The following is a 23,766-nucleotide window of genomic DNA, read 5'->3' as shown; positions in this document are numbered from 1 at the left end:
GCCCGGTCCCGTCCCGGCGCGGTCGCGCGCCCATCCTGCCCTACCGGGCGGGGATGCAGGAGACCTCAGAGCACGTAGGCGTCCTGGCCGGTGCTGCTCACCATCGGGCGGCCGGCACCCTCCCAGGCGTACATGCCGCCGTCCACGTTCACCGCGTCCCGGCCCTGCTGCACCAGGTACTGGACGACCTGCGCGGAGCGGCCGCCGACCCGGCAGAGGACGTAGAGCTTGCCGTCCGGCAGCTCGCCGAGCCGGGCGATCACCTCGCCGAGCGGGATGTGCAGCGCGCCGTCCACGTGCCCGGCGTCCCACTCGTCCTGCTCGCGCACGTCCAGCAGGGCGGCGTCGGCGGGCACGGCGGCAGCGGCGGCGGAGGGGATCTGCGCGAACATCGTGGGGCTCTCCTGGTGGGGGTGCGTTCCGGCCGAAGGAGGCCGGGGGGCGGCGGTCGGGTCGGTGCCATTGTCGCCCACCGGCGGGCGGTGACCGCCGTGCGCGGACCGCGGGCCGCCGAGCAGCCGCTCCAGTTCGGCCTGCTGGGCGGCGGCCTTGGCGAGCAGTTCCTCGGCGAGTTGCTCCAGCAGCCCGTCCGGGTCCTGCGGGGCGAGTGCGAGCAGCTGACCCATCGGGGTGCGCTCCAGCCGGACCTGCTCGACGGCGGTCTCGGTGATCTTGGCGGTCAGCCACTCGAGCCGGCGGCGCAGCCACTCCAGCCGGTCGGGCGCGTCGACGGCGGGCGCGGCCTCGGGCGCGGTCGACCACTCGGCGGCCAGGCCCTCCAGCGCGGTGCCGTCGCCGAGGGCGTAGGCCTCGTTGACCCGGGCCAGGAACGCGGCGCGCCGCTCCTGTTCGGCCGGGTCGGTGCTCAGGTCGGGGTGGGCGCGGCGGACCAGCTCGCGGTAGACCCGCTGGGCGTCCCGCCCGGGGCGCACCCGGGCGGGCGCTGCGGGCGGCGGCGCGGCCGCCTCCTGCTCCCGCACGGAGTCGAACAGCGCGTCCAGGTCGGGCAGCTCCTCGACCTGTCGGCGGGCCTCGGCGGCCCGGCGCAGGTCCTCGGGGTTCCCGGTCCGGGCGGCGACCGCCTCGGCGACCAGCGCCTCCAGCTCGTCCAGCCGCGCGTACAGCGGGCCGAGCAGCTGATGGTGGATCAGGGCGAAGTTGTCGATCTCGACCCGGAGCGTCTGCACGTCGACGTCCATGCTCAGCCAGGCGAGTTCCGCGGCGGCGACCCGCTCCTCCAGCTCCTGCTGCTCCGGATCCGTCCAGCGGACGGGGCTCTGCGCGCTCACTTCTCGCCTCTGTCTCGTCCGGCCTGCTGCGTCCCGCGGAACCGCCCCGCGGGGCGGCCCGGCCTGCCACCCTACCGTTGTGCGCGAAAGCCCCGTCCGGGTGAACGAGGAGCGCGGACCGGCGCGCGCCGCACGACACGCAACCGATCCTGAGGAATCTCCCCGTTTCGGTATCGAGCCCGGCCCGGTCCGTGCTTCGCTGGTATCCACACAGCGTGCCTTCCTCCGGAGAGACGGCCGCCTCCAGGCGTGGCGGCCAGGCGGGAGCAGACCGAATCCATGGTGGCCGAGTCCAACTCCACACCGCGTCCGGCGGGCGCCGACACCGTGCCGGGTGACCACCCGACCGGCGTGGCCGCCCTGGTCCGGCTCGCCCTCGTCCTGGTCGACCGGACCGGACGGATCGCCCAGTGGAGCCGGGCCGCCGAGGAACTGTTCGGACACCGCGCCGACGTCGCCCACGACCGTGCCGCCAGCGGGCTGCTGCCCGCCGTCGAACCGCTCGGCGTCTCCGGCTCCGTCGTCCGGCGCCGCTGCGACGCCCTGGACACCCTGGCCGCGCTGACCTCCGAGGGCCGCCCCTGGGCCGGACAGATGCCGGTCACCGACCGCGAGGAGCACCTGCGCGACGTGCTCTGGTGGGCCTACCCGCTGCCCGAGCCGTTCGGCGGCCTGCTGGCCCTCGCCGCCGACGCCCGGCCGCTGCGCACCGCCGGCCCGCGGCTCGTGCTCGGCGAGCGGCTGCTCCCGTTCGCCGCCACCCCGTCCGCCCGGGGCGGCTTCCACCGGCTGGGCGCCGCCCTGACCGCACCGGGGCGGCTGAGCGCCGGCCTGCTCCCGGCCGACCGGCTCGGCCCGCTGCTGCCGGCCGGCTCGGCCGACCGCCGGGCCCTGCTGCTCGACGCCCTGGACCGGGCCGGGCTGCCCGCCCTGCGGCTGGACGCGTCCACCGTGCTGCCGGTCCTGCCCGCCGACGCCCAGGCCGCCGCCGCGCACGCGGCCGCCGGGCTCGGCCGGCGCTACCCGACCGCCCAGCAGCGCGCCGCCCGGCTCGGCCCGACCCCGCCGCCCGACCCCGCCGCGCCCGCGGCCCGCACCGTCCGGGGCCGCCCGCCCGGGCCGCTGCCGGCCCAGCGCGAGGCCGCCGAACCCGTCACCGCCGAATCCGTCACCGCCGCACCGCCGACCGCCCCGCCGCCCGCCGGAGGAGGAGTCCCCATCGACCAGGCCGCCGCCGAGCCGTCCACCCGCGAACCGTCCTCCCCCGGGGCGTCCGGCCCCGAGCCGGCCGGCAACGGCCACCGGCCGCCCCCCGTCGTCCCGGCCCCCGCGGCCCCCACGGCCGCCGAGGCCGCGCAGCCCGGGCGGCTGGGCCCGTTCCTGACCAACGGGCAGGCCGGCGAGCAGCTGGCCCTGCTGAACGAGGTCGGCGGCAAGGTCGGCACCACCCTGGACCTCGGCTTCACCGCGCACGAGCTCTGCCAGGTGCTGGTCCCCCGGGTCGCCGACTTCGCCTGCGTGGACCTGGTGGACGGGCTGATCTCCGACTCCGAGCTGCCGGTCGCCCGGCCGGACGACGACACCATGCTCCGGAGGGTCGCCCTCGTCTACAACGAGACCGGCGGCGCCTGGGACCACGTGCTCGCCGAGGGCTCGCTGGTCAGCATGCCCCGCCGGACCCCGCCCGGGATGGCCCTGCAGCTCAACCAGCCGGTGCTGGTCCCGGTGGTCAGCGAGGACGTCGCCGTCGACTACGCGATCGCGCTCGGCGGCGTCCGGCTCGCCCCGGTGGTCACCGGCCGCTCGATGCTGGTGGTGCCGCTGTCCGCCCGGGGCACCGTGCTGGGCATCCTCAAGCTGCTCCGGCTGCCGGACCGCGCGCCCTTCGACGAGAGCGACGCCGCCACCCTCAAGGAACTGGCCGTCCGCGCCGCGCTCTCCCTGGACAACGCCCGGCTGCACCGCGCCGAGGCCAGGGTGGCGACCACCCTGCAGCGTTCGATGATCCCGACCCGCCCGCCGCAGATCCCGGGCGTGCAGATCGCCCACCGCTACCTGCCGGGCGACCCGAAGGCCGAGGTCGGCGGCGACTGGTTCGACGCGATCCAGCTGCCCGGCAGCCGGGTCGCCCTGGTGGTCGGCGACGTGATGGGGCACGGCCTGCACTCGGCGGCCGCGATGGGCCGCTTCCGCACCGCCATGCAGACCCTCGCCGCCCTCGACCTGCCGCCCGGCCAGCTGCTGCGCCACCTGGACAACCTGGCCCACAAGCTCGGCGACGACCACCTCGCCACCTGCCTGTACGCGGTCTACGACCCGATCAACCGCACCTGCGAGCTGGCCAGCGCCGGCCACGTCCCCCCGGTGCTGGTGCACCCCGACGGCTCCGGCGAACTGCTGGAGATCCCGGCCGGCGCACCGATCGGCGTCGGCGGCGTCCCGTTCGTCGCCAAGACGATCGACGTCTCGGACGGTTCGATGCTGGTGCTGTGCACCGACGGCCTGGTCGAGGTCCGCGGCGGTGACATAGGGGCGGGCCTGGCCGCGCTCTGCGGGAACCTGATCGACCCGCGGCAGAGCCCGGAACAGGCCTGCGACGTGGTGCTCAAACGGCTGCACTCGGACGACCGGAAGGACGACGTCGCCCTGCTGGTGGCCCGCTTCGACGGGGTCGCCCCGTCCGAGGTGGCCACCTGGGACCTCACGGTGGACCACCGCGAGGTCCGCCGGGCCCGTTCACTGGTCCGCGAGCAGCTGGCCGGCTGGCACCTGGAGGCGCTCAGCGACACCACCGAGCTGCTGGTCAGCGAGCTGGTCACGAACGCCGTCCGGGTGGCCCGGGACCGCGTCCAGCTCCAGCTGATCCGGGTGGACAAACTGCTGGTCGAGGTCAGCGACGACAACCACAACCTGCCGTCGCTGGAGCCCGCCGAGCAGCTCGGCGAGACCGGCCGGGGCCTCACCCTGGTGACCAAGCTGGCCGAGCGCTGGGGCACCGCCCGCAAGGCGGTGGGGAAGGTCGTCTGGTTCGAGCTCCCGCTCCCGCACGCCTGACGCTCCGGTGCGCGCCCGGCCCGCGGCCCGGCGCGCACCCCGGCTCCGGGCGCCTCAGGGGATGACCGCACCCGCCGACCGGCGGCGCCGGGCCTCCACCGCGACCTCCCGCGAGGCGGCCGCGGCCACCGAGGTGGCGGCTCCGACCCCGGCCAGGACGCGCGGCCAGAAGTCCCCGAACACCTCGACCGAGACGGCGATCAGCAGCGCGGCGATCACCGCCACCACGTGCTCCAGACCGGCCAGGTTCGGCAGCACGACGGCCTCGCCGACCATCAGCGCCACGACCAGGCCGGCGGTGAACCAGGCCCGGCAGCGGAACGCGATGACGATCGCCAGCGCCACCACCGCGGCCGACGGCCCGGTGTCCCGCACGTAGGCGACCCACTTCGGGAAGCCGAACAGGTGGTCCGGGCCGATCGCCACGCCGACCCGGGCGAACAGCGTGCCCGCCACGGTGCAGGTGTAGGCGACCACCAGGGTCATCCGCCGGCCCAGCACGATCTCGGCGAGGCCGAAGACCACGAACACCTGGGCCAGCGCGCCCCAGACCGGCAGGTCCAGGGCCGGCACGTACAACGAGAGCGGGGTCCGCAGCAGCGAGACCTCCAGCGGCAGCGCCGCCTTGACCACCCCGATGTGGTTGACGAAGCGCTCGCCCCCCGGCAGGTGCTGGGTGATGCTGAACAGCAGGATCAGAAACGTCGCCGCCGTGGCCATCGGTACGGCCGCGAGCTTCTTGCGCGCCACCGTGTCCCGGACCGTCACGTACAACGTTCCCCACTCGGCGACAGCGGCCGAACCGGCGACTGCCAGCGGCCCCTTTCGCACGCCCCCCGCGTGGGTCCTGTGAATCACAACCGTTACTCCCGAATCCCCGAACTTCTCAGCTACTCCAACATTAGAAGCCGGTTAACAAATCCACATCGGCATGGATGGGGATCCCGGTCATCCTCAGGGGGGAGGGAGATCCCTGAGCGCACCCCCATACGGCCGCCCCGGTACTCGGCCGACCGGCCCCCCTCCGCCCCCCGGCGGAGGGCTACCCCTTCCCGTCCCGGGCCGCGACGGGCTCCCGGGGCGCCACCACGGCGGACCCGGCGTGCCGGCGGCGGAACAGGGCGGGCAGGCTCGGCGCGACGATGAAGCCCTCGGCCCGCGCGCTCGCCAGGCCGATCCGCGGAATCTCGCTGCTCTTCCCGAAGAGCAGGTAGCGGGGCTCCCAGATCGGCCGGTACTTCGCGTTCGCGCGGTACAGCGACTCGATCTGCCACCAGCGCGAGAAGAAACCGAGGACGGAACGCCACAGCCGCAGCACCGGGCCGGCGCCGAGCCGCGAACCGCGCTCGAAAACGGAACGGAACATCGCGAAGTTCAGCGAGACCCGCTTCAGCCCGACCTCCTCGGCCCGCTGCAGCAGTTCGATCACCATGAACTCCATCAAGCCGTTCTCGGTGTCCCGGGCGCGGCGCATCAGGTCCAGCGAGAGGCCGTCCGGGCCCCACGGCACGAAGCTCAGCAGAGCCTTGAGCTCGTCGTCGCCGTCGTGGCACTCGAGCATCACGCAGCGGCCGTCGCCCGGGTCGCCGAGCCGGCCGAGGGCCATCGAGAAGCCGCGCTCGGTCGCCCCGTCGCGCCACTGGTCGGCCTTGGCCACCAGCTCGGCCATCTCGCACTCGGGGATGTCCTCGTGCCGCCGGATCCGCACCGTGTAGCCGGCCCGCTTGACCCGGTTGTACGCCTGGCGGACCACCCGCATCGCCCGGCCGTCCAGCGAGAACTCGTCCAGCTCGACGATCGCCTCGTCGCCCAGCTCCAGCGCGTCCAGCCCGTGCCGGGCGTAGATCACCCCGGCCTCCTCGGAGGCGCCCATCACGGCCGGCGCCCAGGCGTGCTCGCGGGCCTCGGCCAGCCAGGCGTCGATCGCGCCGGGCCAGGCCTCCGGGTCGCCGATCGGGTCGCCCGAGGCCAGCGAGACGCCGCCGACGACCCGGTAGGTCACCGCCGCCTTGCCGCTGGGGGAGAAGATCACCGCCTTGTCGCGGCGCAGCGCGAAGTAGCCGAGGGAGTCCCGCTCGCCCTGCTTGTCGAGCAGCCCCCGCAGCCTGGCCTCGTCCTCGGGGGTCAGCAGCTCCTTGCCGCGCGGGCTGCGGAACGCCACGTAGAGGACGAGCAGGAAGAGCGCCCCGCCCATCGCGTTGATCGCCGCGTTCACCCAGGTGGGCGCGGAGATCACCGACCGCAGGTGCTCGGACGGGGTGATCGTGATCATGCGGCCGACCGAGTACCGGAAGAGGTCCCAGAAGCCCGCACCGCTCAGCCCGTTGGTCATCCAGACCAGCAGCGCGCCCACCGTGCCGCCGAACAGCAGCCCGCCGACGAAGGTGGCCGCCGCCGTCTTCGGGTTGGAGCGGTCCCCCTTGGACGTGAACTCCTTCCGCCCGACCAGCAGCGCCAGCACGAACAGGCAGGTCAGCACGGTGGAGATGTAGTTCAGCGGGTGCCGGTTGAAGCGCTCGTCGGGCAGCACCATGGCGGCCAGGTAGAGCAGGGCGAACACGCTCGACAGCGCGATGTTGAAGATCCAGGCGGCCCGCTTGCGCCGGCGCATCGCGATCGCCAGGAAGACCGACAGGACGGCGCTGGCCAGGCCGGAGGTCATCAGGTACGGGGTGAAGTACTCACCCTCGTTGTGCTCGCTGACCTGGTCGCGGAAGGGCACCAGCAGCACGGTCGCGATGTTCAGCAGCGCGATCAGCCGCAGGTACCAGACGGAGGCCGCGGCGGCCCGGGGGCGCCAGCGGTCGAGCACGCCGACGGGCCGGGGCCCGGTGGACGTGGCGGACGGCTCCGACTTCACAGTGGACGACACAGCTCAATTCCAAACGATCAGATGGTGGGGCGCATCCGCACACGGCCCGGCGCCGGGCGCCCGCACGGGCCCGACGGACTGACCGGCGGCCCTCGCCTCGGCCGATCGCCCCTGGTGGGGAGCGGGTCGACAAAAGGGCAGCCAACTCAATGGTTCCCCACTCCACCTGAGAATCGCGTGAACCGGGTAGCGGATTCCGACCCCCGCCGAACGGCGGGGGTGCAGACCCGCCATGAGTTCGGCACGCCGCCCCCTCTGCCCCTACCCTCGATACGACCCACGCGGACCGCCCCCACCCGGCCGCCCGAACCGAGGAGGCACCATCTCCACCACCCGCGTGCTGATCGTGGACGACGAGATCCTGGTCCGCTCCGGCCTCGGCCTCATCGTCGGCTCCGCCCCCGACCTGGAGGTGGTCGGCGACTGTTCCGGCGGGCAGGCCGAGGAACACGTCCAACGGCTGCGCCCGCACGTGGTGCTGCTCGACATCCGGATGCCCGACCTCGACGGCATCTCCGTGCTGCGCCGCCTGCGCGCCCTGCCGGACCCGCCGGCCGTGGCCATGCTGACCACCTTCGACACCGACGAGTACATCGGCACCGCGCTGCGGGCCGGCGCCGTCGGCTTCCTGCTCAAGGACACCGCGCCCGAACAGCTGGTGCACGCCGTCCGGGTGCTCGCGGCCGGCGGCAACATCCTCTCCCCGACCGTCACCCGCACCGTGATCGGCGGCTACGTGGACGGCGGCGGCCCCGACGCCGAGGCCAGCGCGCTCACCCGCACCCTCACCGGCCGGGAGCTCGACGTGCTGGCCCTGCTCGGCGAGGGCCTGTCCAACGCCGAGATCGCCGACCGCCTGTTCCTCGGCACCGGCACCGTCAAGGACCACATCAGCGCCATCCTCGGCAAGCTCGGCGCCGCCAACCGCGTCCAGGCGGCCGTGCTCGCCCACCGCGCCGGGCTGGTCCGCCCGAAGCCCGGCGACGGGGCATGACGACCGCCGAACAGCTGCCGTCCCGCCGGCTCCCGGCCTGGTGCACCGCGCCCTGGCTGATGCTGCTGCTGCCCGCCCTCTACTCCCTGCTCGACGCCGCCCTGGTCGCCCGGGACGCCCCCTGGTGGCAGGTCACGCTGTCCGTGGTGGCCGCCGTCGCGCTGCTCTGGCGCCGCCGCTTCCCGGTGACGGTGCTGCTGCTCACCATGCCCGGCAGCTACCTCGACGACATCTGGCTCGCCCCGATCACCGCCGTCTACACGGTGGCCGCCGAGCGCCCGCGCCCCCGCGTCGTCATCCCCTGCGCGACCCTGTTCGCGCTGGTCGAGTACTTCCACTGGCCGCTGTCCGAGCAGATCGTCGAGCTCAGCCGGGACACCGCGCTCTACGCCATCCAGTCGGTGATGCTGGCCGCCGGCCCGGCCGCCACCGGTCTGCTCTCCCGGACCCGCCGGGAGCTGGCCGCCCGCCTCGACGAGCTCACCCGCGGGCAGGAGCGGGAGAGCCGGCTGCTGGCCGAGCGGGTGCTGATCAGCGAACGCGGCCGGCTCGCCCGGGAGATGCACGACGTGGTGTCGCACCAGGTCAGCCTGATCAGCATCCAGGCCGGCGCCCTCCAGGTCAGCACCGCGGACCCGGCCGCCGTCGCCTCCGCCCGCACCATCCGCGAGCTGGCCGTCCGCACCCTGGACGAGCTGCGCCAGATGGTCGGGGTGCTGCGCAGCACCCCGGGCCAGCGCGCGGACGCCCCGCTCGCCCCGCAGCCCCGGCTGGCCGACCTGCCCCGGCTGATCGAGGAGAGCGGGCTGGCCGCCGACACCGAGCTGAGCCCCGGCGACCGCCCGTGGCCGGAGGCGGTCGAGCGCGCCGCCTACCGCACCGTCCAGGAGGCGCTCACCAACATCACCAAGTACGCCCCCGAGGCGGGGGTGCACGTGAAGGTCCGGGCGAAGGGGCGCCGGCTGCGGGTCGAGGTGCGCAACGACGCGCCGCCCGGGCGGCCGGCCGAGGTGCTGCCCGGCGGCGGCCACGGCCTGGTCGGCCTGCGCGAGCGCGCCCAGCTGCTCGGCGGCACGCTCACCGCCGGCCCGACGCAGGACGGCGGCTTCGAGGTCCGCGCCGACCTGCCGGCCGAGCGGTCCTGAGGCGGGCCACCGGACCCCGGTCGCGGCACGCGTCGGGCCCGGCCGGTGTCCCCGGCCGGGCCCGTGGCGCCGCGCCCTAGAGGGTCAGATCGGCGATCTGCACCTGCTGGATCTGGCTGGTGCCCTCGATGATCTCCTGGATCTTGGCGTCGCGCAGGTGGCGCTGGACCGGGAAGTCCGGGCCGACGCCGTTGGCGCCGTGCAGCTGCACCGCGTCGTTGGCGACCCGGAAGCCGGTCTGCGAGGCCACGTACTTGGCGATCAGCGTCTGGCGGATCGCGTCGCGGTGGGCCGTGGCCCGCAGCGCGCCGGCCTGCCGGCAGAGCAGCCGGGCCGCCTCCACACCGGAGATCATGTCGGTGAGGATGCCGCGCACCAGCTGGTGCTCCTTGAGCGGGACGCCGAACTGGGTCCGCTCCCGCGCGTAGTCCAGGCTCGCGGTCAGGCAGCCCTGGGCGAGCCCGACCGCGCCGTAGGCGGTGCTGTAGCGGCCGTAGTCGAGGGACCCGGTGGCCAGCAGGTCGAAGGTGAGCCGACCGTGGCTGATCAGGTTGGCCTTGGGCACCACGCAGTTCTCGAAGGTCAGCTCGGCGAGCTCGGAGGCGCGCAGGCCCAGCATGTCCGTGATCGGCGTCGTGCTGAAGCCCGGCGTGCCGCGCTCGACCACGAAGGCGGCCGACTCGCCGTCCAGCTTGGCGAAGACCAGGAAGATCCCGGCCCGCTGGCCGAAACTGATCCACTTCTTCCGGCCGTTGAGGACGAAGTCCTCGCCGACCCGCTCCGCGCTCGTCGTACCGCTGCGGGCGTCGCTGCCGGCCTCGGGCTCGGTGAGCCCGAACGCGCCGACGGTCTCGCCGGTGCCGATGCGCGGCACCCAGCGGTCCGCCTGCTCCTTGCTGCCCCACTTGAGGATGGCGTGCGCGACCATGCCCTGGACGGCGACCAGGTTGCGGATGTTGCCGCAGCCCCGCCCCAGCTCCTCGCTCAGCAGGCCGTAGGTCATCACGTCCATCGCCCGGCCACCCGCCTCGACGGGCAGCGTGGGCACCAGCAGGCGCTCCTTGCCGAGCAGTTCGACGATCTCGTCGGAGAGGCGCTGCTCCCGGTCCCACTGGTTCGCCCGGGGGAGGAGGTGCTCGTCGGCGAAGGCCGCGAACGCGGACTGGTCCTCCCGCTGCTCCGCGGTCAGTGCGTACTGCATGCGTCTACCCAATCTCCTGTGCGACCACGGTCGGCCATCGTGCGGGATCACTGCCGTGCTGACTCAAGAAGGCGTGGACCAGCCGTTCCAGGCCGAACCCGACGCAGCCGCTCGCGATCGGGCCGCCGTCCGGGCCCTTGATGTCGAAGGACTCGCCGAAGAAGTGCCCGTGCAGGTTGAAGGAGCCCACGGCGATCGACCGGTCGGCCGCGACCGGCAGCAGGAGCTCGAACTTGAGCTCCATCATCCGCTGGGAGAGGATCTTGCCCGCGGTGTCCGCGTTGGCGAAGAAGTGGTCGTTGGCCACCTCGCACCCGCCGGCCAGCTCCAGCTCCTCCATCAGCGCGAAGGTCTGGCGCATCACGGAGTTGCGGCACTCGGCGGCGAACTCCGGGGTGCCCATGAAGACGATCTCGCGGATGGTGAAGTCCCACAGCCGCTCGAGGCTGGTGTGGTACCGGGACTCGTAGCGGAACGACTTGCCGCGTGCCGTGATCACCGAGTCCCCCGCCAACTCCCGCCCCTGGTACTGGTGGAAGCTGTGGTAGCACATCGTCGGCGGCAGGCAGTAGTCGGTGTTGGAGCAGTGCGCGAAGAGGTCGTCCGGGACCCGCTGCTCCTCCCGGTACCGCTCCACGAAGTCCGCGTAGACGTCGATGTCGTTGTGCAGCCGCGTCACGAACATCGGGAACTGCGGGAACGAGCCGAAGTACCCGAACCGGTCCAGGACGCTGGTCGGCAGCAGGGTCGGGTACTGGTACTCGCGGGCCCCCTCGAGGCTCAGCGCGATGGCGCGCAGCCTCCGGTCGAGGTAGCCGAACAGCGATATCAGCGGCTCCGCGAATCCGACTTGGCCCTCACCGGACACCACCACGGTGTCCTGGGCCAGGAGTTCGGGGAAGGCGTCCGTGAACTCGCTCCGGACCACCGGGGACTCCCAGACCGAACGGGGCGCCAGCGGACGCTGGGTCAGCACCTGCTCGGCCACCACGCGGTCGATCTTCTCGGCCACTCCGGCGGAATCCGCGGAATTCAGCGTCAATTCGACGCCGACCACGGAGCCGTCCTCCGTGAATAGCTGGAACTCTTCGATCGAGCTGGCCGCGAAGAAAAGTCGCTTCATCAGTTCGGGGGCCAGGGTTTCCGGCACCCGCTGAGAAAGTCGGACATGTACAGTCGGCATCCGAAAACCCTCTCGCCCTCCGATTCCGTCAGGCAGCGGCCAGTTTGCGGGTAACCAGTTCGTCGATCCGCTCGACCGTGCGGAAGTTGTCGAACTGGAGATCGTCACCGGTGACGGAGATACCGAACTCCTGTTCCACGAAGAGCACCAGCTGCATCACGAACATCGAGCGCACCAGACCGCGCTCGAAGATGTCCTCGTCGTCCCCGACGGTGGACTCGGTGATGCTTTCCAGAATGAACTCGCGAATGACGGCCCTGTTGTCGGCCATGTCTGTCGCCCTCCCTTTTCAGCCGCGCTTGGCGGACTCGTAGTTGAAGAATCCCTGCCCGCTCTTGCGGCCGTGCAGGCCGGCGTCCACCAGCTTGGTCAGCAGGGGGCACGGGCGGTACTTGCTGTCCTTGAACTCGTCGTACAGCACCTCGATCGAGAGCAGCACGGTGTCCAGGCCGATGAGGTCGGCGGTCTCCAGCGGGCCCATCGTGTGGCCGAAGCACTCCACGAACAGCCGGTCGGTGTCGGCCGCGGACGCGACGCCCTCGTGCACCAGGAAGGCCGCCTCGTTGACGGTCAGCATCATGACGCGGTTGGTGACGAACCCGGGGGAGTCGTTCACCACGATGCTCTTCTTGCCCAGGGCGGTGAGGAACTCGCGGGCCGCGTCCACCGTCGATTCCGAGGTGTGGTGGGCGCGAATGACCTCGACCGTAGGCTTCAACGGCACCGGGTTCATGAAGTGCATGCCGATCACGTTCTCGGGCCGACCGGTCAGAGCGCCGAGCCGGGTAATCGAGATGGCTGACGTGTTCACAGCGATGATGACGTCCGGCCGGCAGATCCCGCCGAGCCGCTCGTAGATCGGGCGCTTGACCGTCCAGAGCTCGGTGGCGTTCTCGACGACCAGGTCGACGTCCGCGAGGTCCTCGAGATTTGTCGTGAACACGGTCTCGGCAAAGAGCTCGTCGGCGGTGATGGCCGATCCCGGAGCGAGCATCGCGTACAGCCGGACGTCATCGCGCAGCCGGGCCCGGGTGCGCTCCAGGATCTCCTCGTCGCGGTCGACCAGGACGACCCGGAATCCGGCCTGCCGCAACGCCGTGGTGACACCCCGCCCCATGACCCCGGCACCGATGACCCCGACGGTGCGAACGTTCCCCATGGCTATTTCCCCTGTCTCCCCGTACTGGCCGGTAACCCCGACGGTCCTCGAAATAAGGACACCGGTCCCCTAATTGGTGTTCATGAAAAGGGCGGACGGAATACCACTCACGCCGATCAATAGAACAAACAGATGCTCCGCCCCCGGATCACGAGTCGGCAAAGGCGCGGCAACCGACGCCTTCGGCCACGAAGCACCGAGGAAGCCGGTGACATGCGGGAACGATGATCTCTCAACGCCGGACCGAGCTGACCGACCCGCAGCCTACCTGCTGAGCAGCATCCCACCATGTGATCAAGATAACAAGGGTTAACGCTGGACTGCCCAGAAGGTTCGACTGAGGATCTCGTCCGGGAAGCGGGGAACTCCGGGGGTCGAAAGTTCGTCAGCCACTCTTGCGCACCGGGTCACCCAGCTGCTTACTCTGGGGCCCGACGGCAGATCACATTGGCGCAACGGTCGACGATCTGACGACCGATCAACACTGATCAACGGGGACAGGTAGATCGCTGGTTCAACGGGGACAGGTAGATCACGGGTTCATTCGCCCGGGCCGCCGAGGGGACCGGCCGTCACGGGCCCTACGGGTAATCCAGCCGCTTCCGCATGCTCGCAAGTCAGACTCTGGGGGAACTGCACCATGAATAGCGCGGTCGGTACGCAGGGTCAGGGCGGCGCCCCGGAGTCGAGCGCGTGGTACGGCACCGCCGTCGACGTCCCCGCCGTCACGGTCCACGGACTCTTCCGGCAGGCGGTCGAGGCGGACCCGGACGGGATCGCGATCGTTCGGGGCGACAGGGAGTTGACCTACGGTCAGCTCGACCGGCTCGCCGAGGACGTCGCCGACCGGCTGCGCGCTGGCGGGGCCGGCCCCGGCGTCCCGGTCGCCCTGTGCATGGAGCGGACCCCCGAGCTGTTCGCGGCGATGCTGGGCGTCCTCAAGGCCGGCACCGCCTACCTCCCCCTGGACACCGCGGACCCCGACGAGCGGGTGCGCCACATCGCCGAACAGGCCGGTGTCGGCGTCATCGTGACGGACGGCTCCCGCCCGCTCCCGGACGTCCCCGCCCGGGTCCTCGTCCTGGACGAGCGGTGGGCCGCGGCCGCCGGGGACGGCACGGCCCGTCCCGACGGCGAGACCGCCGATCCGGACGCCCCCGCCTACGTGATCTACACCTCCGGGTCGACCGGCCGCCCCAAGGGCGTCGCCATGGCCCACCGGTCCCTCGTCAACATGCTGCTGTGGCACGACCGCACCCGCCCCGGCAGCTGCCGCGCGCGCACCGCGCAGGTCTGCACGGTGAGCTTCGACTTCTCCTTCCACGAGATCTTCTCGACCCTCTGCTTCGGCGGCACCCTGGTGCTCGCCGACGACGAGGTACGGCGCAACTCCTTCGCGCTCGCCGACTTCCTCACCGAGCAGCGCGTCGAGCGGCTCTTCGTCCCGGTCACCTCGCTCGGGCAGCTCGCCGAGGCCGTCACCGGCCGGGCGGCCCCCGCGGCGCTCACCGAGGTGGTCACCACCGGCGAGCTGCTCCAGCTCACCCCGGCCACCCTCGACCTGTTCCGCCGCACCGGCGCGCGCCTGCACAACCACTACGGGGCCACCGAGTTCCAGGACGCCGCCACCTGCACCCTCGACGGCGACCCGGCCGACTGGCCCCGGACGGTGCCGATCGGCCTGCCGATCGACAACGTCCAGGTGTACGTGCTCGACGCCCGGCTGCAGCAGGTGCCGGCCGGCACCGAGGGCGAACTCTGCATCGCGGGCGCCGGCGTCGCCGACGGCTACCTCGGACGCCCCGACCTCAGTGCCGAGCGCTTCGTCGCCAACCCCTTCGGCCCCGGCCGCCTCTACCGCACCGGCGACCTCGCCCGCGCCGCGGCCGACGGCACCGTCGAGCACCTCGGGCGGATGGACGACCAGGTCAAGATCCGCGGCGTCCGGATCGAGCCCGGCGAGATCGAGGCGGCCCTCACCGCCCACCCCGACGTGCGCGAGGCCGTCGTGCTCGCACACGGGGAACAGGACCGGAAGCGGCTGGTCGCCCACGTGGTGCTGCGGCCCGGAGCCGCCCGCGACGGCGCGGCGCGGCGGCTGCACGCCCACCTCGGCGACCGGCTCCCCCGCCACATGGTGCCCGAGGCCTACGACCTGCTCGACGCGCTGCCGCTGACCTCCAGCGGCAAGACCGACCGCCGCCGGCTCACCCCGCCCGCCGTCCTCGAGCGGCTCTCGGACGCCGCCGCGGTCCGCGCCGGCACCGACACCGAGCGCTTCCTGGTCGAGGTGCTGCAGGAGGTCCTGCAGCTCGACTCGATCGGGGTCCAGGACAACTTCTTCGACATCGGCGGCACCTCGCTGCACCTGGTGGCCGTCCAGCGCCGGATCACCGAACTGGGCCGCCCCTTCTCCGTCGTCGACCTGTTCCGCCACCCCACCGTCCGCGCGCTCGCCGCGCACCTCGACGGGGCCGGCACCGGGCCCGACGGCGGGGCGCCCGCCGCCCCCGCCCGCCGCGCCCCCGCGTTCGGCGCCGACATCGCGGTCATCGGCATGGCCGGCCGCTTCCCCGGTGCCGACGACCTGGAGGCCTTCTGGCGGAACCTGCGGGACGGCGTGGAGTCCGTCACCCCGCTCTCGCCCGAGGAGCTCGACCAGGTGGACCCGCGCCTGCGCGACCACCCCGACTACGTGCGGGCCGGCGCCGTGCTGCCGGACATCGAGGGCTTCGACGCGGGCTTCTTCGACATCACCGCCAAGGACGCCGCCACCATCGACCCGCAGCAGCGGGTGTTCCTGGAGTGCGCCTGGGAGGCGTTCGAGCACGCCGGCTACGTGCCGGGCGACGCGCACGGCCCGGTCGGCGTCTTCGCCGGCTCCGGCATGTCCACCTACCTGGTCAACAACCTCAACCCGCACTTCGGCATCCCCGACAGCGGCCCGCTGATCGAGGCGGACATGCTGCAGTTCCAGCTGAAGCTCGGCAACGACCGCAACTACCTGCCCACCAGGGTCTCGTACAAGCTCGACCTGCGCGGCCCCAGCGTCAACGTGCAGACCGCGTGCTCGACCTCGCTGGTCGCCCTGCACCTCGCCTGCCGCAGCCTGCAGGCCGGGGAGAGCGCCATGGCGCTGGCCGGCGGCGTGTCGATCGTGGTGCCGCAGAAGGGCGGCTACCTCCACGAGGAGGGCATGATCCGCTCCCGCGACGGGCACTGCCGAGCCTTCGACGCCGAGGCGGAGGGCACGCTGTTCGGCAACGGCTGCGGCGTGGTGCTGCTCAAGCGGCTCGACGAGGCGCTCGCCGACGGCGACCACGTCATCGCCGTCGTCAAGGGCTCCGCGATCAACAACGACGGCTCGGACAAGGTGGGCTTCACCGCGCCGAGCGTCGAGCGGCAGGCCGACGTGGTCCGGGAGGCGCTGGACGCCGCGGGCGTCGACGCCTCGACCGTCGGTTACGTCGAGGCCCACGGCACCGGCACCGCGATGGGCGACCCGATCGAGATCGCCGCGCTCACCGAGGCCTTCCGGGACGCCGCCGCGGAGCCCGCGCCGGCCGGCTCCTGCGCCATCGGATCGGTGAAGACCAACATCGGCCACCTGGACGAGGCCGCCGGCATCGCCGGCCTGATCAAGACGGCGCTGGCCCTGCGGCACCGCACCCTGCCGCCCAGCCTGCACTTCACCGAGCCGAACCCGCGCATCGACTTCGCCGCCGGGCCGTTCTTCGTCAACACCGCCACCACCGACTGGGCGCCGGGCACCGCACCGCGCCGCGCCGGGGTCAGCTCCTTCGGCATGGGCGGCACCAACTGCCACGTCGTCCTGGAGGAGGCCCCCGGGACCGGGGCCGCCGAGAACGCCGGGGAGGAGCGGCCGCACCTGCTCACCCTCAGCGCGCGCACCCCCGGGGCCCTGCACGAGCTGGCCGGGCGCTACACCCGCTGGCTCACCGACCACCCCGAACTGCCCTTCCCCGACGCCTGCTTCACCGCCGCCGTCGGCCGCCGGGCCTTCGAGCACCGCCTGGCCGTGGTGGCCCGCACGGCGGAGGAGGCCGCCGCCGCACTCGCGGCCCACCCCGCCGGGCCCGCGGCCCCGCGCCGCACCGGGCGCACCGCCTTCGTCTTCAGCGGCCAGGGCTCCCAGTACCCGGGCATGAGCCGGGAGCTGTACGGGACCGAGCCCGTCTTCCGGGCCGCCCTCGACCGCTGTGCGGCCCTCCTGGACGGCAGGCTGGCCCGCCCGCTCCTCGACGTGCTCTTCCCCGCCGAGGGCGCGGAGCCGCTCGTCGACCTCACCGAGTACGCCCAACCCGCCCTGTTCGCGGTCGAGTTCGCCCTGGCCGAGCTGTGGGAGGCCTGGGGTGTGCGGCCGGACGTGATGATCGGCCACAGCCTCGGCGAGTACGTCGCGGCCTGCCGGGCCGGGGTCTTCTCGCTGGAGGACGCCCTGACGCTGGTCGCCGAGCGCGGCCGGCTGATGCAGGAGCTGCCCGCGGGCGGCCGGATGGTCTCGGTGGCCGCACCCGAGCGGGACGTCGCCGAGCTGATCGCCCCGTACCCGGCCGAGGTCTCGATCGCGGCCGTGAACGGGGCCCGCTCGACCGTGGTGTCCGGCGCGGGGGAGGCCGTCGGGGCGATCGTCGCGCAGCTCGTCGAACGCGGCGTGCGCCACCGCGAGCTGACGGTCTCGCACGCCTTCCACTCGCCGCTGATGGAGCCCGTGCTGGCCCGGTTCGCCGAGGTCGCCGGGGCCGTCGAGTACCGCGCCCCGCACACCCCGGTCGTCTCCAACGTGACCGGCGAGGTCATCGGCGCGGAGATGGCGCGGGCCGAGTACTGGGTCGACCACGTCATGCGCCCGGTCCGGTTCTCCGACGGGGTGGCGGCGATGGAGCGCCTCGGCGCCGACGTCTTCGTCGAGGTCTCGCCCCGGCCCACCCTGCTGCAGTTCGTCGGGGAGCAGCTCGCGCACGCCGAGCCGCTGGTGGTGGCGAGCCTGCGGGCCGACCGCGAGCGGAGCCAGCTGCTGGAGGCGGTCGGCGCGCTGTGGCAGGCCGGCGTCCCGGTCGAGCCGGCGCGGCTGTACCGGCCCGGGACGCACCGCAGGGTCCCGCTGCCCGGCTACCCCTGGCAGCGGCAGCGGCACTGGATCGACGCCCCGGCCGGCCCGGCCCGGCGGCCCGCCGCCCCGGAGGGCCTGCCGCTCATCGGCACCCGCCTGGACCTGGCCGACACCGACGACATCCGCTTCGGAGCCGTCGTGGGCGCGCGCCACCTGTCGTGGCTGGAGAACCACCGGGTCTTCCAGACCATCGTGATGCCCGGCGTGGCCTACATGGCGACCGCCTTCGCCGCCGGTCAGGAGGCCTTCGGCAGCGAGGCCGTCGAACTGCGCGACTTCTTCATCCACCGCGCCATGACCTTCCCCGACGAGCGGGCCGACCGCGACGTCCAGATCGTGCTGAAGCCGGAGGGCCAGGACGAGCACGGGCTCGGGATCTTCTCCCGCCTCGCCGACCAGGGCCGGGGCCCCTGGACGCAGCACATCTCGGGGCGCCTCGCCCCGGCCGCCCGCCAGGAGCCCGCCGACCGGGCGGCCGAGCCGCTGGCCGGGCTGCGCGCCCGCTTCACCACCGAGATCCCCGTCGAGGAGATCTACCAGGGCGAGCGCGAACGCGAGATCGACCTGGGCCCGCTGTTCTGGGCCACCGAGCGGCTGTGGCGCGAGGACACCCGCTGCCTGTCCCGGATCGCCCTGCCCGAGGCACTACGGCACGAGGCCCCGCAGCACCGGATCCACCCGGTGCTGCTGGAGGCCTGCTTCCTGGCCCTGACGGTGACGTACCCGGAGAAGTACGGGCGGCGCACCTACGTGCCGGTCGGCGTGGAGCGGATGCGGTTCCACGAGCGGGTCGGCACCCACGCCTGGTGCCACGCGCGCCTGCGGCCCGCCGACAGCGACGACCCCGAGACCCTGCACGGCGACGTCGACCTCTACGACGCCGACGGCCTGCTCCTGCTCACCATGGAGGGCGTGCTGCTCAAGCGCGCCGACCGACAGACCATGGTCGGCCGCCCGGACGCCGCCTGGCGCGACTGGCTCTACCGGCTGTCCTGGACGCCCGAGCCGCTCGACCCGGCGGCCGCCCCGGGCCGGGAGCGCTGGCTCGTCCTCGCCGACGGCCCGGCCGGCCGGGCCCTGGCGGACGCCGCCCGTGCCCGCGGCGTCGACTGCCGCACCGCGGACCCGGCGGGCGCGGACGGCCCCGACGGCTTCACCCGGCTGCTGGACGAGGCGGGCGACCGCGACCTCGTCGTCGCGGCCTGGCCGGTCGAGACCGCCGCCGACGGCCCGTCCGACGGCGGCCCGTCCGACGGCGGCCCGTCCGACGGAGGCCCGTCCGACGGAGGCTCGTCCGACGGAGGCTCGTCCGAGGCCGCGCTCGACCACGGGGTGCGCCTGCTGCACCTGGTCCAGGCCCTGACCGCGCGCGGCGAGCGGGCACCGCGGCTCGCCGTGGTGACCCGGGGCGCCCAGGCCCTCGCCGACCGCGAGGCGACCGAGCCCGCGCAGGCCGCCCTGTGGGGCTTCGGCCGGGTCGTCGTCCTGGAGCAGCCGGACCTGCGGCACACCCAGATCGACCTGGACCCGACCCGGCCCGCCGCCGGTCAGGCCACCGAACTCGCCGCCGAACTGCACGCGCTCGCCGGCTCGGACGAGAACCAGATCGCCTACCGCGGCGGGGTCCGGCACCTGGCCCGGCTTACCCGGGCGACGGTCGGGACCGACGGGCCGGCCGTCCGCGCGGACGGCAGCTACCTGGTCACCGGCGGCCTCGGCGGGCTCGGACTGGAGACCGCCCGCCTGCTGCACGAGCAGGGCGCCCGCCACCTGGTGCTCGCCGGGCGCGGCGCGCCGGGCCCGGCCGCCGAGGAGGTGCTGGCCGAACTGCGCGCCGCGGGCACCCGGGTGGTGACCGTCGCCGTCGACGTCGCCGACGGGACCGCCCTGGCCGGGTGCCTGCGCGAGCTCGCCGGCACCCCCGGCCTGCCGCCGCTGCGCGGGGTGCTGCACCTGGCCGGCGTGCTGGACGACGGGGTCCTCGGCCAGCAGTCCGCCGAGCGCTTCGAGCGGGTGTTCGCCGCGAAGGCCCGCGGCGCCTGGCTGCTGCACCGGCTGACCGAGGGGCTGCCGCTGGACTTCTTCGTCCTGTTCTCCTCGGTGTCCTCCGCGCTCGGCTCCCCGGGACAGGCCAACTACGCCTCCGCCAACGCCTACCTGGACGGGCTGGCCTCGTACCGCCGCGGCCTCGGCCTGCCCGCCCTCGCGGTGCAGTGGGGCTCCTGGGCCGAAGCCGGGATGAGCGCCCGGCTGGGTCTCGACGGCAAGCTGGAGCGCATGGGCGAGGGCGTCATCCCCAAGGCCCAGGGCGTCGAGGCGCTCGGCGCGCTGCTCCGCACGAACGCCGACGGCGGTGCCGTCGCGGTGCTGCCGATCGACTGGCCCCGCTTCCTGGAGCACCAGGTCGGAGCGGTGCCGCTGCTGTCCCGGTTCCGCACCCGCGGACCGGCCGGCCCGGCGGCCGCCCCCGCGCAGTCCTTCCGGGAGCGGCTGGCAGCGGCCGAACCGCACCAGCGCCGCAAGCTGCTGGCCGACCAGGTCTGGGACCAGGTGGTGCGCAGCCTCGGCTCGGACCGCGGGCTGGAGCCCGACGTGGGCTTCTTCTCGCTCGGCCTGGACTCGCTGGGCTCCATCGAGCTGCGCAACCGGCTCCAGACGGCGCTCGGCTGCCGACTCGGGCAGACCGTGGTCTTCGACTACCCCACGTTCGACACCCTCACCGACCACCTCTGGGACGTGGTCGGCATCACCGACGACTCGGGCGACGGCGCCGGCGACCAGCCGGCCGACGCGACCCGCCAGGACGGCCCGCAGAGCCGCTCCGGGGCGGACGAGGCGGCTCTACTGCTGGCCAAGAAGCTGGGGATCGGGAACTTCGACCATGCGTGAGACGAACGACGCCTACGAGGCCCTCCTGAAGGGGGCGCTGGCCCGGATCGAGGCACTGGAGGCCGAGGTCGAGCAGGCCCGCGGCCGGGCCGCCGACCCGGAGCCGATCGCCGTCGTCGGCATGGGCTGCCGCTTCCCCGGCGCCGACGGACCCGACGCGTACTGGCGGCTGCTGACCGAGGGCCGCGACGCCGTCGTCGAGGTGCCCGCCGACCGGTGGGACGTCGACGCCTACTACGACCCGGACCCGGACGCCCCCGGCAAGATGTCCACCCGGTACGGCGGGTTCCTGGACGGCGTCGCCGAGTTCGACGCCGCGCTGTTCGGCGTCTCCGCCCGCGAGGCGGCCAGCATCGACCCCCAGCAGCGGCTGCTGCTGGAGGTCTCCTGGGCGGCCTTCGAGGACGCCGGCATGCCGGTGCGGAGCCTGCCCGCGCGCACCGGCGTCTTCGTCGGCATCAGCAACGTGGACTACCGCGAGGCGATGGTCTCGCACGGCGCCGAGCACCTCGACGGGTACTTCAGCTCCGGCAGCACCACCAGCACCGCCAGCGGCCGGCTCTCCTACTTCCTCGGCCTCACCGGGCCCGCGCTCTCGGTGGACACCGCCTGCTCCTCCTCGCTGGTCTCGGTCCACCTGGCCGTGATGAACCTGCGCAGCGGCGCCTGCGACATGGCGCTGGCCGGCGGCGTGAACCAGATCGTCACCCCGCACGAGACGATCAGCCTGTCCAAGGGCCGGATGATGTCCCCCGACGGGCGCTGCAAGCCCTTCGACGCCGCGGCCAACGGGTACGTGCGGGCCGAGGGCTGCGGCATGGTCGTGCTCAAGCGGCTCTCCGACGCCCGCCGCGACGGGGACCGCGTGCTCGCCGTCGTCCGCGGCGGCGCCACCAACCAGGACGGCCACCGCAGCGGCCTGACCGTGCCGCACGGCCCCTCCCAGCAGGACGTCGTCCGCCGGGCCCTGGAGGACTCGCGGGTCGAGCCGCACCAGGTCGGGTACGTCGAGGCGCACGGCACCGGCACCGCCCTCGGGGACCCGATCGAGGCCGCCGCGCTGGGCGCGGTGTTCGACGGCCGGCCCCGCCCGCTGGCGGTCGGCTCGGTGAAGTCCAACTTCGGGCACCTGGAGTCGGCGGCCGGCATCGCGGGCGTCATCAAGGCGGTCCTCGCCGTGCGCGAGGCCGCGATCCCCCCGACCCTGCACTTCGACACGCCCAACCCGCTCATCGACTGGGACACCCTGCCGCTGCGCGTCCCGACCGCGCTGGAGCCGTGGACCGAGGAGCGCCGGGTCGCCGGGGTCAGCTCCTTCGGCTTCAGCGGCACCAACTGCCACCTGGTGCTGGAGTCCGCGCCGCAGGAGGAACCGGCCGCCGGGGCGCCGGCCCGCCCGCTGCACGTGCTGACCGTCTCCGGTGCGACCGCGGCCGCACTGGACGAGGCGACCACCCGGATGGCCGCCTTCCTGGCCGACGGCGCGGGTGGCGCCGACCTCGCCGACGTCTGCGCCACCGCCAACTCCGGTCGCAGCCACCTGGACCACCGCCGGGCCGTCGTCGCCGCCACCGCGAGCGAGCTGGTGCAGCGGCTCACCGAGGGCGGCCCGGGCAGCTTCGACGGGCACGTCCAGGGGCGTCGCAGCGTCCCGGAGGTGGCCTTCCTCTTCACCGGCCAGGGCTCCCAGTATCCGGGCATGGGACGGGAGCTGTACGAGTCGCAGCCGGCCTTCCGGCAGGCCGTCGACGAGTGCGCCGCGGTCCTCGACCCGCTGATCGGCCGGTCACTGACCGGGCTGCTGTACCCGGACGGTGCACAGCCGGCCGGCGACGAGCTCGACCGCACCGGGTACACCCAGCCGGCGCTGTTCGCCGTGGAGTACGCGCTGGCCCGGCTCTGGCGATCCTGGGGCGTCGAGCCGCAGGTGGTGCTCGGCCACAGCGTCGGCGAGTACGTGGCCGCCTGCGTCGCCGGGGTGTTCTCGCTGTCGGACGCACTGCGCCTGGTCGCCGAGCGCGGCCGGCTGATGCAGGAGCTGCCGGCCGGCGGGGTGATGGTGTCGCTGCGCGGCCGCCCCGAGGTGGTCGAGGCCGCCGTCGCCGGCCACCCGCTGGTCTCGGTCGCCGCCGTCAACGGGCCCGAGGAGGTGGTGGTCGCGGGCGACGCCGGGCAGGTCGAGCAGGTCGTCGCCGAACTCGCCCGCCAGGGCGTCACCGGGCGCTCGCTGCGGGTCTCGCACGCCTTCCACTCCCCCCTGATGGAGCCGGTCACCGCGCCGCTGACGGCGCTCGCCAGGACCGTCAGGTACTCGGCGCCGCGGATCCGGGTGATCTCCAACGTCACCGGTGAGGCGGTCGGCGCGGACCGGCTGTGCGACCCGGAGTACTGGGCCCGGCACGCGCTCGCCCCGGTGCGGTTCGCCGACGGGATCCGGGCCGCCCACGCCGGCGGCGCCCGCGCCTTCGTGGAGATCGGGCCCAAGCCGGTGCTCCTGGGGCTCGTCCGCGCCTGCCTGCCGGACGCCGACGACGCCGTCCTGCTGCCCAGCCTGCGCCCGGACCGCGACCTGACCGAGCTGCTCGGCAGTGCGGCCGCGCTGCACGTGCGCGGGGTGCCGGTCGACTGGGCCGCCGTCGACGGCCGGCCGCGGCCGCGCCGGGTCGCCCTGCCGACCTACCCCTTCCAGCGGGAACGCCACTGGTTCACCGAGGAGACCGCGCCCGGTGCGCGGCCCCTGCCGGCGGACGACGACTGGCTGGTGGGTGTCCGGTGGGAGGAGACCACCGAGGACAACCCGCCCGCCCCCACCGGACACTGGCACGTCACCGGCACCACCACCGACG

11 protein-coding genes and 1 pseudogene are annotated in these 23,766 nt (G+C 73.7%); 5 read left to right on the top strand and 7 right to left on the bottom strand.

What is annotated here, in order from left to right; genetic code table 11:
- Nucleotides 1–65: 65 nt before the first annotated feature.
- A complete protein-coding gene (locus ACIRS1_RS36340; RefSeq protein ID WP_402846751.1) occupies nucleotides 66–1,289 on the bottom strand; it encodes a rhodanese-like domain-containing protein in 1,224 nt (407 codons plus the stop codon).
- Nucleotides 1,290–1,538: 249 nt separating this feature from the next.
- Between ACIRS1_RS36340 and ACIRS1_RS36335 the strand changes: the two genes are divergently transcribed.
- On the top strand, nucleotides 1,539–4,343 hold the full coding sequence (locus ACIRS1_RS36335; RefSeq protein ID WP_402846749.1) for a SpoIIE family protein phosphatase: 2,805 nt from the start codon (nucleotides 1,539–1,541) through the stop codon (nucleotides 4,341–4,343).
- Between the two features lie 54 nt (nucleotides 4,344–4,397).
- Here the strand turns inward: ACIRS1_RS36335 and ACIRS1_RS36330 are convergent, their stop codons facing one another.
- Both ACIRS1_RS36330 and ACIRS1_RS36325 read right to left on the bottom strand, forming a co-directional pair.
- On the bottom strand, nucleotides 4,398–5,111 hold the full coding sequence (locus tag ACIRS1_RS36330) for a hypothetical protein (protein ID WP_387905018.1): 714 nt from the start codon (nucleotides 5,109–5,111) through the stop codon (nucleotides 4,398–4,400).
- A gap of 274 nt (nucleotides 5,112–5,385) precedes the next feature.
- The gene (locus ACIRS1_RS36325) at nucleotides 5,386–7,215 is read right to left on the bottom strand and encodes a phosphatidylglycerol lysyltransferase domain-containing protein (protein ID WP_402846746.1); all 1,830 of its coding nucleotides are present in this window, start codon (nucleotides 7,213–7,215) and stop codon (nucleotides 5,386–5,388) included.
- 343 nt (nucleotides 7,216–7,558) lie between these two features.
- Between ACIRS1_RS36325 and ACIRS1_RS36320 the strand changes: the two genes are divergently transcribed.
- Nucleotides 7,559–8,209, top strand: a complete 651-nt coding sequence (locus tag ACIRS1_RS36320) for a response regulator transcription factor (protein ID WP_360212055.1) — start codon at nucleotides 7,559–7,561, stop codon at nucleotides 8,207–8,209.
- A complete protein-coding gene (locus ACIRS1_RS36315; protein WP_360212035.1) occupies nucleotides 8,206–9,354 on the top strand; it encodes a histidine kinase in 1,149 nt (382 codons plus the stop codon). The genes ACIRS1_RS36320 and ACIRS1_RS36315 overlap by 4 nt, the downstream gene beginning before the upstream one ends.
- Nucleotides 9,355–9,430: 76 nt before the next feature.
- On the opposite strand, the gene ACIRS1_RS36310 is transcribed toward ACIRS1_RS36315, so the two are convergent.
- From ACIRS1_RS36310 to ACIRS1_RS36295, 4 genes are all read right to left on the bottom strand, one after another.
- A complete protein-coding gene (locus ACIRS1_RS36310; protein WP_360212037.1) occupies nucleotides 9,431–10,555 on the bottom strand; it encodes an acyl-CoA dehydrogenase family protein in 1,125 nt (374 codons plus the stop codon).
- Between the two features lie 4 nt (nucleotides 10,556–10,559).
- On the bottom strand, nucleotides 10,560–11,678 hold the full coding sequence (locus ACIRS1_RS36305) for a hypothetical protein (protein WP_402846743.1): 1,119 nt from the start codon (nucleotides 11,676–11,678) through the stop codon (nucleotides 10,560–10,562).
- A gap of 88 nt (nucleotides 11,679–11,766) precedes the next feature.
- Complete coding sequence (locus ACIRS1_RS36300) at nucleotides 11,767–12,009, bottom strand: acyl carrier protein (protein ID WP_360212041.1); 243 nt, start codon at nucleotides 12,007–12,009, stop codon at nucleotides 11,767–11,769.
- An 18-nt stretch (nucleotides 12,010–12,027) separates the two neighbouring features.
- Complete coding sequence (locus ACIRS1_RS36295) at nucleotides 12,028–12,897, bottom strand: 3-hydroxyacyl-CoA dehydrogenase NAD-binding domain-containing protein (protein ID WP_360212043.1); 870 nt, start codon at nucleotides 12,895–12,897, stop codon at nucleotides 12,028–12,030.
- A 640-nt stretch (nucleotides 12,898–13,537) separates the two neighbouring features.
- Between ACIRS1_RS36295 and ACIRS1_RS36290 the strand changes: the two genes are divergently transcribed.
- Nucleotides 13,538–20,920, top strand: a complete 7,383-nt coding sequence (locus ACIRS1_RS36290; protein WP_402846740.1) for an amino acid adenylation domain-containing protein — start codon at nucleotides 13,538–13,540, stop codon at nucleotides 20,918–20,920.
- A gap of 121 nt (nucleotides 20,921–21,041) precedes the next feature.
- Nucleotides 21,042–23,766: pseudogene (gene gdnF, locus ACIRS1_RS36285) on the top strand (guadinomine polyketide synthase module 2 GdnF); the annotation flags it as partial.

This window comes from Kitasatospora sp. NPDC101176 (assembly GCF_044768035.1).
GTDB lineage: Bacteria > Actinomycetota > Actinomycetes > Streptomycetales > Streptomycetaceae > Kitasatospora.
The sequence above is the reverse complement of the archived record's forward strand: the minus strand, read 5'-3'. Positions and strand labels throughout refer to the sequence as shown.